General features: G+C 36.8%; 10 protein-coding genes. 7 read left to right on the top strand and 3 right to left on the bottom strand.

What is annotated here, in order from left to right; all coding sequences use genetic code 11:
• Positions 1–456: 456 nt before the first annotated feature.
• Positions 457–2,259, top strand: a complete 1,803-nt coding sequence (locus H4J56_RS14160; RefSeq protein WP_070376112.1) for a DEAD/DEAH box helicase — start codon at positions 457–459, stop codon at positions 2,257–2,259.
• A gap of 279 nt (positions 2,260–2,538) precedes the next feature.
• Positions 2,539–3,594, top strand: coding sequence for a 4-hydroxyphenylpyruvate dioxygenase (gene hppD / locus H4J56_RS14155; RefSeq protein ID WP_070376113.1), 1,056 nt, complete (start codon positions 2,539–2,541; stop codon positions 3,592–3,594).
• Positions 3,595–3,751: 157 nt separating this feature from the next.
• Here the strand turns inward: hppD and H4J56_RS14150 are convergent, their stop codons facing one another.
• From H4J56_RS14150 to H4J56_RS14140, 3 genes are all read right to left on the bottom strand, one after another.
• The gene (locus H4J56_RS14150) at positions 3,752–4,474 is read right to left on the bottom strand and encodes a tRNA (adenine(22)-N(1))-methyltransferase TrmK (RefSeq protein WP_182171227.1); all 723 of its coding nucleotides are present in this window, start codon (positions 4,472–4,474) and stop codon (positions 3,752–3,754) included.
• Between the two features lie 18 nt (positions 4,475–4,492).
• Positions 4,493–5,458: a 23S rRNA (adenine(1618)-N(6))-methyltransferase RlmF gene (rlmF, locus tag H4J56_RS14145; protein WP_182259506.1), complete on the bottom strand. Its 966-nt coding sequence runs from the start codon at positions 5,456–5,458 to the stop codon at positions 4,493–4,495.
• 137 nt (positions 5,459–5,595) lie between these two features.
• Entirely contained in the window at positions 5,596–6,708 is a 1,113-nt protein-coding gene (locus H4J56_RS14140) for a DUF3083 family protein (RefSeq protein ID WP_182214998.1), read from the bottom strand.
• 587 nt (positions 6,709–7,295) lie between these two features.
• On the opposite strand from H4J56_RS14140, the gene yegD reads away from it, so the two are divergent.
• From yegD to H4J56_RS14115, 5 genes are all read left to right on the top strand, one after another.
• Complete coding sequence (yegD, locus tag H4J56_RS14135) at positions 7,296–8,654, top strand: molecular chaperone (protein ID WP_182214996.1); 1,359 nt, start codon at positions 7,296–7,298, stop codon at positions 8,652–8,654.
• 101 nt (positions 8,655–8,755) lie between these two features.
• The gene (locus H4J56_RS14130; protein WP_182171239.1) at positions 8,756–9,433 is read left to right on the top strand and encodes a hypothetical protein; all 678 of its coding nucleotides are present in this window, start codon (positions 8,756–8,758) and stop codon (positions 9,431–9,433) included.
• Positions 9,434–9,559: 126 nt separating this feature from the next.
• Entirely contained in the window at positions 9,560–9,904 is a 345-nt protein-coding gene (locus H4J56_RS14125; protein ID WP_070376120.1) for a YajD family HNH nuclease, read from the top strand.
• 125 nt (positions 9,905–10,029) lie between these two features.
• Positions 10,030–10,368 (top strand): ribosome hibernation-promoting factor, HPF/YfiA family, encoded by a 339-nt coding sequence (gene hpf / locus H4J56_RS14120; RefSeq protein WP_070377205.1) that lies wholly within the window; start codon positions 10,030–10,032, stop codon positions 10,366–10,368.
• A gap of 214 nt (positions 10,369–10,582) precedes the next feature.
• Positions 10,583–11,533, top strand: coding sequence for a DUF808 domain-containing protein (locus H4J56_RS14115; RefSeq protein WP_070377206.1), 951 nt, complete (start codon positions 10,583–10,585; stop codon positions 11,531–11,533).
• Positions 11,534–11,638: the final 105 nt, after the last annotated feature.

Raw genomic sequence — 11,638 nt, 5'->3', positions numbered from 1 at the left:
GGCATATAAGCGTCTGGCCTTTTTTATATCAATGTCTAGATAAAATGACCGATATAGTTCAGGCCACAGAGGATTACTTGTCAGTATTTGTAATTTAACCATAGCCGTTTCTTTTTCACGGCCAATCTCATTACCCCTGTTATTTATCTTTATTGGTATTAAATACATTTTTCTGATTGTTTTTTGAACAAAATGATTTATATACCTTGAATAATAAATAAATGTCAGTATAATGCGCGCCTCGATAACAGTGATTCTGACTTGAATATTTTCTTTCACACTGGTTATACGAAATGAGTGGGGTTTTCCGCCCAATAGACTTCTTAGCTAATATTCTTTATTAGCCCTATGTTCTTTAGTGAACGTGCCTTAAGTCTTCCTGGTGGTTTCCTCGTATATAACGCGGAATGTTTTGGTTACTTTTAACCTATTCCGCCACAAGAGAAGACAAAATTTATGACTACTTCTAACGATGCTCCTGTGAGCTTTGACTCTTTAGGCTTGCCTGAAACTTTATTATCTGCTGTAAAATCTATCGGTTTCGAAAACTCAACTGATATTCAAGCAAAAACTATTCCGCCATTATTAGCGGGTAAAGATGTTTTAGGTGAAGCACAAACAGGTACAGGTAAAACTGCTGCCTTTGGTTTACCTGCATTGGCTAAAATTGATGTTTCATTGAAAAAGCCACAGTTAATGGTGTTAGCACCAACACGTGAATTAGCGATGCAAGTTGCTGAAGCAATTGAAAGCTTCGGTAAAAATATGAAAGGTTTATTGGTTGCTACTTTATACGGCGGTCAATCATACCAGCCACAATTTCAACAATTAGAGCGTGGCGCTCAAGTTGTTGTTGGCACACCTGGTCGTTTAATGGATCACTTACGTCGTAAGAGTCTAAAACTAGGTAACTTATCTTTTTGTGTACTTGATGAAGCTGATGAAATGCTTAACATGGGTTTCCTTGAAGACATTCAGTGGATACTTGACCATTTACCAGAAACGACGCAAATGGCTTTGTTCTCTGCAACTATGCCACCAGCAATTCGTAAAATTGCTAACCGTTTCTTAAAAGATCCAGAACATATTAAAATTGCTGCTGTTAAACAGTCAAAAGCAAATATTTCTCAATTTGCTTGGAAAGTTAGTGGCATTCGTAAAATTACCGCTTTAGAGCGTATAGCTGAAATCGTTGATTACGATGCGATGATAGTTTTCGTACGTACTCGTAGCGACACGGTAGAAGTTGCAGAACAATTAGAGCGAGCTGGTTACCCAGCATTAGCTTTAAACGGCGACATGAACCAAGCACAGCGTGAACGTTGTATCGAACAAATGAAATCAGGTAAGTCATCTATATTAGTGGCAACTGATGTTGTTGCTCGTGGTTTAGATATTCCACGTATTTCATTAGTGGTTAACTATGATTTACCAGGCGACAATGAAGCTTATGTTCACCGTATCGGTCGTACAGGTCGTGCAGGTCGTGAAGGTATGTCAATTGCATTTGTTCGTCCTCGCGAAATGCACTCTCTACGTCATTACGAACGTTTAACTTCAGGTGTTATTAACACTTATGAATTACCAAATATTGAAGAAATTGGTAAAAAACGTATTGAACGTACACGTGTTGAAATGGCACAAATTGTTGCAGATAAAGATTTAGTAAACATGCGTGAAATTGTTGAAGCAATGGCCAATGAATCAGAGCTTTCTATGACTGATTTAGCTGCAGCTTTATTGTTCCAAAAACAATTAAACCAGCCATTACAACCAAAAGAAGATCCTAAGCCTCGTCGTGAAACGCGTGAGCGTAGTGACCGTGATTCTAGAAGTGAGCGTGGTGGTCGTAACGAAAGTCGTGGCGGCAGAAATGAACGTGGTGGTGAACGTGGCGCTGAGCGTGGTGGCGAACGTGCTCCTCGTAAAGTTAAAGTTAACCGTACCGACGTTGATTGGCAGACATACCGTTTAGAAGTAGGTAAAGAGCATGGTGCACGTCCTGGTGATATCGTTGGCGCAATCGCTAACGAAATTTCGTTAGATAGTAGCTACATTGGTGCAATTAACTTACATGATAAACATACTTATGTTCAGTTACCAAAAGGCATGCCAGAGAAATCATTTGAGCAATTAAAGCGTGTTAAAATTCGTCGTCAATCATTAGAAATTACGGTTTCAGATGTTAAGACGGTTGAATCAACACCAACAACTGATCGTCCTCGTAAACGTCAAGAGCGTTCTAATCGTCCTAGCTAGTCGATAAATAAATAATAAAAAGGTACGTATATCGTACCTTTTTTTATGCCTGTAATTTACCAAAAAGCATGAATACTTTAGCGTTAATTAGTCATGTAAACATAACTGAACAGCTGTTGGCTAAGCACTATATGGCTTGTCTTGACGTCGAATACATTCCGCACAGATAGCACGTACATTTTCTGTTACGCTGCGATGTTTTATTAGATTTGCTTTGCGCTATCTCTTCATTGAAAACCTAGTAATAATGCACCCATTGATTCTTTAAGAGAGATAAACATGACTGATGTAAAAAATCCACTTAACCTTCGTGGTATAGAATTCACTGAATATGCGACACCCGATTCAGATTTTATGGAAAACGCTTTTTATGGTTTTGGTTTTTCAAAAACGAAAAAGTTTAAAGGTCGTGATATCGATTACTTTAATCAAAATGATATTCATTTTTTATTAAACAATGAAAAAGCAGGCTTTTCAAAAGAATTTGCTAAAAGCCATGGTCCTGCTATTTGCTCTATGGGCTGGCGTGTAGACGATGCTGATTTTGCTTTTGAAGAAGCGATTAAGCGTGGTGCTAAATCTGCGGCTAACGAAGACAACAAATTACCCTATCCAGCTATTTTTGGTATTGGTGACAGTTTAATTTATTTTATTGAGAAATTTGCAGCATCAACGACTAATCCGGGTTCTATCTACGAAGATGACTTTGAAGCGATTGACGCTCCGGTTATTAACGAAGATAAAGGTTTTTTACGTGTTGATCATTTAACGAACAATGTTCATCAAGGTACGATGGAGCATTGGGCTAATTTCTATAAAGATATTTTTGGCTTTACCGATGTGCGCTACTTTGATATTAAAGGTGAGAAAACTGCACTAATTTCATACGCGTTAGCATCGCCTTGTGGCACTTTCTGCTTACCAATTAATGAAGGTAAGGGTAAGAAGAATAACCAAATCGATGAGTACTTAGATGAGTATAACGGTCCTGGTGTTCAGCATTTAGCCTTTATCAGTGATGACTTAGTTGGTTCTTTAGACAAGTTAGATAAAAATATTATTGATACCCTTGATATCGTCCCTGAGTATTATGATGACGTATTTAAACGCATTCCTTGGGTTAAAGAAGATCATAAACGCATTCAAGATCATCAAATTCTTGTCGATAGCCAAAAAGAAAACTCGTATTTATTACAAATTTTCACTAAAAATATTTTTGGTCCAATCTTTATCGAAATGATTCAGCGTGTTGACGACCAAGGTTTTGGAGAAGGCAATTTTACCGCTTTGTTTAAATCTATTGAGCTTAACCAAATGGAAAAAGGTACCGTTTAATTTTTATAAATTAGCGGTATAATGATTAAAGGTCTGCTTATGTAGGCCTTTTTTGTTGCTATTTTGCGTTTATTTAAGTGGCTTAGTTACTTGATTTTTAACGAATAAACTTAGATGTAATACAAATTAATCAAAATTTGTTTTAAGGTTTTCTTAGCTAGGTTGTAAGGGAAGAGTATTGTTCAATAATACGGTTAATCGTTTGTTTCTCATTATCTTTTGCGGCCAGTAACATACGCTTATAATGGCCAATGGTTTTCGCTAAATATTGTTGATGTGATTTAATCGACAAATCCCACATTTTATCACCGGTAGGTGATATTTTATTTAAAGTGTTATCAATGTCGGCAGATGCACCAAACTGTTTTTTGACATGGATAATTTCATAGCAACGTTTGTTTTCAGTAACGATACATTCATCCAGTAAAATAAAATTATGAGCTATTAGGGTTTGTCTTACAGGGTAGTTGTAATGCACGGGGCAAACGATAAACTCTATTTCGCTTGTTGGGGGAACGAGCGAGTTTTGCTGAAAATTAGTGATGATACTTTCAATAAAACTAATGAGTAGCTCTCCACCAACGCCAGCAATAATAACTAACTGTTTATCTTGTATTGCCAACGGTAGCTTTGCGACATCAATACAATGGACCTGCCAAGCTTGGATATAGTCGTCTGCACTAAAGTGCTTTTGTAATAATGATTCAAGATGCGTGGTTAATGAGGGAACAATATCGACAAAATGCACGGTGTCAGCTGTTTGGCGCTTTAATAATGTTAGTCCCAGTAAACCATGATCACAGCAACAATCCCAAATGCTTTGATAGTGAGTACTGACCATATTATCTATTTTTTGCAATCGTTGACTAATGTTTCTCATCTGCGTGCTTAAACCAAATTAAACCAAATTAAACCAATTTTTTTGCTGGCTTTCATCGAGAAAACTCCAAGCAATAAAACGACTGATTTTTTGTCCTTGCGCCATATCTATAACTTTTATTTGTTTGGCTTTCGACTTATTAAGCGTCTGCTTTAGTTGGCTAATGTGGTCTTTTTTTGACACTAAGCAGGTAAACCATAGCACTTGTTTTTGGATAGATTTACTTTCTTTTATCATCTGATTAATAAAGGCAAGCTCGCCACCTTCGCACCATAATTCCGCATTTTGACCGCCAAAATTTAACGGTACACTGGGACTGGTTGTTAGCGAGGGGTTGAACGTTTTTTTATTTGCCGCTAAATTTTTGACTTTCCGAGCTGACCCTTTTGTTGCCTCAGCCAATGAACGATGAAAAGGTGGGTTACACATGGTTAATTCAAAGCGATCATCTTCTTCAATGATGCCATTAAATATTTGTGATGAATTCGTCTGTAAGCGACAAGTAATCGATTTTTTAAACGACTTGTCAGCAGAGATTATTTGCTTGGCAACTTTAATGGACGTCGGATCTATATCGGTGCAAGTAAACTGCCATTGATATTCACGTTGACCTAAAATAGCATAAATGCAACTTGCCCCAGCGCCTATATCAAGCACTGATACTTTGCTTTCCTTTAAGGTTGAAGTTGCAGGGAGTGATATTGCTAATAAATCAGCAAGATAATGAATATAGTCGACTCTGCCAGGGATAGGTGGACATAAATACCCCGTAGGTATATCCCATTGATTTACTTGATAGTGATATTTCAATAATGCCTGATTAAGTGCTTTTACCGCCTTTGCATTGGCAAAATCAATAGATAAGTTCTGATATTTATTGGTATGAACAAAGGGTTTTAATGTCGGTAACGACTGGCACAGTGCTAAAAAATCATAACCGTTGTTATGGCGGTTGCTTGGATGAAGGTTTTGTTTTAATGGCACGAATTTTCTCTACAAATAAATATCCCTAACATTTTAACATTTCCTTTATAGCCATGCCACATGATAATAAATGATAAGTTTGTCGTATATAAAGGTTATACGACAAACGTCAATAGCATCATCTTTACTTGAATGGTTTAAAGGTCATAACCTAGGTGCTGGTGTAAACGGATGACTAATTCTTCTTTCGAATTAACATAGCCTAGTTTTTCAGCAGTTGAGCGCAGTGCTTGTTCAGCTAAATTAAGGAATTTACCATAGCCTTGACTCGTTTTATGATCTTCTGTTGCTATGATAACAAATTGTATGGAATCAACTAAGCAATCGCCAGCAAAATGTAAGGTGAAGTTATTATTAGGTTCAAATGGGTTGAAGCTTAATTTTTGTAACTCACCCGCAGCTTTATGCTTTTCTTCCAAACGACTTCTGACGATAGGTATTAAACCATTAGCTAAAATAGCACCTTCGAATAAATGTTGCTTATTAGCCGACTCAATAAAAGCATGGCTGATTAAATCATAGAGTGGTTGATAAGGTTGCTCTTTTGATTTATCAATATTAAGTAGTTCTTTGATGCGTCGGTTAATAGGTAAATCAGCCACTACATAAGTAAGTACATCTCTTTTGTCTGGCAAGCTAATATCATCAGCGGCATAGCGATTTTTTAAAGTACGTAATTTATGGGTTTGTGTACCCGTAACGCCTTTATCTTTAGAGAATAAATCATAAGTAAAATGTTGGTGATCACAGACTCTTACTGTTGATTTATTAATGTGGTTAACGTCAATAAACTCATTTAAAGCGAGCAGAACATTCTTATGAAACTCTGCTGAGGTTTGGCGAACATCGTCACCATTAGCTAAAAATACCAGTGTAATAACTCGCACGCGCTTTTTGCCATTAATGTAAGTGTTTTGGCTGTAATGGTTGCGCGGACTGTACAAAAAAAGAATTTCTTCATCAGTTTGTACGGTTAATTTTTCTGGGCTATAACGGATACGAGCAAATTTTCCGTTAGCAATAAATTGTCCACTTTCTATGTCTAATTTATTATTCACGTCAAAGAAACTGTCAGCTAAATGTTGATATAGACGCTGGTAGGGCTGCTCACTAGTTCGATCAATTAATTGATTATTCAGGCTGATTAACTCGTCAGTCAGTGGGAATTTAACTAACAAGTAGTGATTAGTACGCGCAGATGACGGAATATATACTTTATGCTGATTATTACGAGAACGTGAGATAGGCATTTTATTTCCTTATTAAATAGAGTCATAAATCTTAAAGGCATTATAACAAGAAGCGTCTGTATTCACATGATCTAAAACAAAAATTTGGAGTATGATCACTTTATTCTCTCGTTTAAAAATTTTCGAGGGTAAATAAATATCAGCAAGTTAGTGAACTAATAGCCATTTTATTATTAGAGCATACCCCGATGAAAATACTAAAAAGTAAATGTACTATTAAGCTCATTTTTTTTATTAAGTAGCGCATTTTGAAATGAGCACCTAATGCGCAGGACTTAGTGGGTAAAACATACGGTGTGGCACATTTATATCCACTGAGAAAAATATATTTTGATAGTCGTAATAATCATGTTCAAAAGAGACAGTTAATTAACTAAGGCGTTTTTAAACAAAAGTATTAGATAAATAAAGTTATTTTTAATTGTACTGAAGATTATTATTTAATGTCATTGGTACCAACTGAATAAAATGTAAATACCCGCGTTATTAAACCGATTACATCACTGAAATTTATTAATGAGTTGAAAATTACTCACTTGCCCAGTATGCTACGCGACCCCTTTTAGACCCAGTGGTATAAATAAACAATGATAGGTTTTGATTACGGTACTTCAAATTGTGCTGTCGCAGTAATGGAAAGTGGCCAGCCGAAGATATTATCTTTAGGCGAACATGGTAAGTATATTCCTTCAACACTATACGCACCAAGTCGAGACATTATTTCTCATTGGTTATGTCAACAATTAAGTGAAGAGCAACAGCTCCTGTTCAAACAACAACGGGTTGGTCCGTTACAAAGGGGTCAGAATGTATTACGAGAGCTAAAGCTCGATGGCATCCCTAGTGAATTATCGTTTGGCCAAGCGGCGCTGAATTTATACTTAGAAGATCCTGAAGAAGGTTATTACATTAAGTCACCAAAATCCTTTTTAGGGGCGAGTGGTTTGGTTGATAGCCAAATTAACTTATTCGAAGATATTGTTGCTGCAATGATGAGCAACATAAAAACATTGGCTGAAGAAAACCAGCAAAAAGAAATAACGCAGACTGTTATTGGCAGACCGATTAATTTTCAAGGCTTAAAAGGTGAAGAAAGTAATCGTCAAGCGTTAACGATATTAACTAATGCAGCTAAACGCGTCGGTTATAAGAGTGTAGAATTTCAATATGAGCCAGTTGCCGCTGGTTTTGAATATGAAGCAAGTTTACAAGAAGAAACGAAAGTTTTGGTTGTTGATATAGGTGGTGGTACTACTGATTGCTCAATGTTATTGATGGGACCACAATTTAAAAGCAGTACTTCAAGAGAGCAACATTTGCTTGCGCACACCGGTGTTCGTATTGGCGGTAATGATTTCGATATTCAATTAGCGCTCAAGGGAATAATGCCAAGCCTAGGGATGAATGATACGTTAAAAACGGGTAAACCTATGCCTGTTAATAGTTTTAATCAAGCTGTGGCCATTAATAATATTAACGAGCAAACTAATTTTTACAGTCAAGCCAATTATCGTTATTTGCAAACGCTGCAACGCGATGCTAAACAGCCTGAGGTATTCTCCCGTTTGTTAAAGGTTCACCAGCAAAAATTAAGTCACCTTATTGTTAATGGTGCAGAGCAAGCAAAAATAGGCTTAACCGAACAAGACTCTCAGCCAATATACCTAGATGAATTAGCTGATAATTTAAAAGTAGAAGTTAATCGTGCCTTGATGTTGAAAGCAAGCTCTTCACAATTGAAGCAAATTGCTCAATTGATGAATGAATGTGTGGTGCAAGCTAATTGCCAACCTGATGTGATTTTTGTTACTGGAGGCTCAGCAAAGTCACCGGTGTTAAACCAATTTTTACGTGAGCAAATGCCAAATACGCCGGTGATTGCTGGCGATCACTTTGGCAGTGTAACCGTTGGCTTAGCGCGCTGGGCTGAAAAAGTATTTCAATAGCATAACTATTTCACTGCAATTATCTTGTAATAGTAGTGTCAACAATGTTAAAAACAATACTGTGGAGTTGTGACTGGTTTTACATTTAAAAAGGAATTGATATGTGTATTAAAACATTAAGTTTTATTTGTTTTATTTATAGTTTTTTCACCTTCAGTGGCTTAGCTAATAATTATCAACCGATAGTTGTTGGCGTTAATGAGAGCATTGCCGGTAAATCACTTGATCAATATGCGAATACTTGGTGGCAATGGACCCAAACAATGAGTGATAGAAGCTCTCCGGTGCGTGATAGTACGGGAGAGTTTTGCGGTGTTAATCAAAAAGGGAATGTTTGGTTTTTAGCCGGTGGTTATGGCACCTCGAAAATAAAGCGGCATTGCATTATTCCTTATGGTAAACATATCTTCTTTCCTATTATTAATATGGCGTATTGGCCAGAACAAAATGTCAGTAAAACCTGTGATGAAGTAAAACAAGAAGCGGCATTAAACAATGGAGAGTTGTATTTTGTTTATGCTGAACTCGATGGCCAATCTATTCCCAATATCCGTAATAATCGAATAAAATCAAAAGAGTGTTTTGATTTACACGCATTACTTGCGAAAACACAAGCAACAGAAAAAGTTTATCCTTCTGCTACTGATGGCTATTGGTTAATGTTGCGCCCCTTAGCTAAAGGTGTTCATACGTTAAAGTTTAATGCCCAGTACCATCATGATAATTCGGTACATGGACATATGATGCAGGATATTGAATATAAGATTGAAGTCATTTAAATGCGTTAAGCCTTTGAAGCGTTATGTTGATTGAATTGAATTGAATTGAATTGAATTGAAATAGACATTGAACATATTTAAGCAGCATTTTACAATGGTTTATGTTTACTTTCATATTGCTTAATTATGTCCTCTGATACCTTAGGCGCAAGCCTCAATTACAAAGCCAAAGAAAAGGGTTATCGTGACCGTGCCCTCAAATTATTTCCTTGGGTCTGTGGCCGCTGTGCTCGTGAGTTTGTTTATTCAAACCTTATGGAGTTAACTGTGCATCATGTTGATCACGACCATACTAATAATCCAAATGATGGAAGTAATTGGGAACTGTTATGTATTTACTGTCACGATAACGAGCACGCTAAATATACAGATCACGCTAAATATAAAACAGAAGTTATTGCCGGTGATACTAATCAAGATACGGCAACCTATAATCCATTTGCTGACTTGAAATCAATGCTTAAGAAATAATTTATTTATATTTCAATATGGTTACAATTTTTTTTCATTTTATTACAAAATTACCATTGTGTTTTACCGAGATAACCCCGAGTATATTAAGTGAAGACAATTTTCTCTTAGTAAAAGGTAACATTATGAAAATAAATATTTCCGGTCACCATGTTGAAATTACTGAAGGTATCCAGCAGTCAATTGAGGACAAGTTTAAAAAAGTTGCTAAGCATTACCCAAGTCTCACTTCTATTAGCGCAATTATTACCGTCGAGCCTCATCAACAAAAATTAGAAGTTTCTACTCACTATGAAGGTAATGAGATCTCCGTAACGGCATCAGGAAAAGAGTTGTACGCTGCTATTGCAAGTGCCGCTAAAAAGATGGAAGCAGCCCTCGCTCACCGCAAAGGTGTCTTAGCTGCAAAATTACATAAAAAATATGAAGTTGAACAATCAGATGCATTTTTACCTGTGGAATAAATGTAATCGAATTAGTTTATTATCTTAACAAAGGTTGCTATGAGCAGCCTTTTTTATGTTCAGGAAAATGTTGATAACAGCTTTAGGCATCCTAGTCTTTGCTGCAATAGTGCTTGTTGCACGTTATTTTAGCTGCCGACAAATCTAGACCTTCCATTGTGGATGGTAAATAACGATGATGTCTATAACTGGCAGCGTAAACAGGGAGAAACCATTGGCCGGATCAAGTTTATTAACCTTACTCGATGATATTGCAACAGTACTTGATGATGTCGCTATCTTATCAAAAGTCGCAGCAAAGAAAACAGCTGGCGTATTAGGGGATGATTTAGCACTGAATGCTGAGCAGGTCTCAGGAGTTAAAGCTGAACGTGAATTACCGGTAGTTTGGGCTGTTGCTAAAGGGTCGCTGTTAAACAAACTTATCATTGTGCCTACCGCTTTAGTTATTAGTGCTTTTGCGCCGCCCTTAATTACTCTCTTGCTTGTTATTGGCGGGCTGTTTTTATGCTTTGAAGGTTTTGAAAAGGTTTTCCATAAATTCTTCCAACATAATGATAATTCATCTCAAGATCAAAAAGAGGCACATCAAAAAAAGTTGTTAGCTTTAGCCGATGAAAACGTAGATTTAGTCGCCTTTGAAGAGAAAAAAATTAAAGGTGCCATCCGCACTGATTTTATATTATCAGCAGAAATTGTTGTTATTGCTTTAGGCACAGTTCAAGAGGCTGCCTTTGAAGTTCAAGTTGCGGTCGTTTCTGGACTTGCCCTAGCAATAACCTTTGGTGTTTATGGGCTTGTTGCCGCTATCGTTAAACTTGACGACTTAGGCTTATACTTATTAAGAAAGTCTGTTTCGGGGCGCTTTAATGCCATTCAACGAGCTTTAGGGCGCGGTTTACTTATTTTTGCCCCGGCATTAATGAAAACGCTGACAGTGGTTGGTACTATTGCAATGTTCTTGGTAGGCGGTGGTATTTTGGTCCATAGTTTTTCATGGTTGCATAAGCAGGTACATCATCTGGTTGAATTTCTGGCGAACACTTTTGGGGCGATCGCTGAAATTATAGTACCGATATTAACCGAAGGTATCATAGGTATTATTGCCGGAGGCTTAGTGTTATTAGTCGTAACATTAGTAAAGTCACTTAAAAAAGCCCATTAATATGTTTTCTGTGGTTAGTTTAATGTAGCTGATGTTTAAAAATATTCAGCTACATGCTTGATTACTGATTACTGATTACTGATTACTGATTACTGATTACTGATT

Source organism: Colwellia sp. BRX8-4, assembly GCF_014077345.1.
Lineage (GTDB): Bacteria > Pseudomonadota > Gammaproteobacteria > Enterobacterales > Alteromonadaceae > Colwellia_A.
Note: the sequence above shows the minus strand (reverse complement) of the source record. Positions and strands in the feature narration are given on the sequence as shown.

Coding starts and splice junctions, on each gene's coding strand:
- H4J56_RS14130 (WP_182171239.1), top strand. CDS start 8,756: ATGTGTATTAAAACATTAAGTTTTATTTGTTTTATTTATAGTTTTTTC.
- hppD (WP_070376113.1), top strand. CDS start 2,539: ATGACTGATGTAAAAAATCCACTTAACCTTCGTGGTATAGAATTCACT.
- yegD (WP_182214996.1), top strand. CDS start 7,296: ATGATAGGTTTTGATTACGGTACTTCAAATTGTGCTGTCGCAGTAATG.
- H4J56_RS14160 (WP_070376112.1), top strand. CDS start 457: ATGACTACTTCTAACGATGCTCCTGTGAGCTTTGACTCTTTAGGCTTG.
- H4J56_RS14140 (WP_182214998.1), bottom strand. CDS start 6,708: ATGCCTATCTCACGTTCTCGTAATAATCAGCATAAAGTATATATTCCG.
- H4J56_RS14125 (WP_070376120.1), top strand. CDS start 9,560: ATGTCCTCTGATACCTTAGGCGCAAGCCTCAATTACAAAGCCAAAGAA.
- hpf (WP_070377205.1), top strand. CDS start 10,030: ATGAAAATAAATATTTCCGGTCACCATGTTGAAATTACTGAAGGTATC.
- H4J56_RS14150 (WP_182171227.1), bottom strand. CDS start 4,474: ATGAGAAACATTAGTCAACGATTGCAAAAAATAGATAATATGGTCAGT.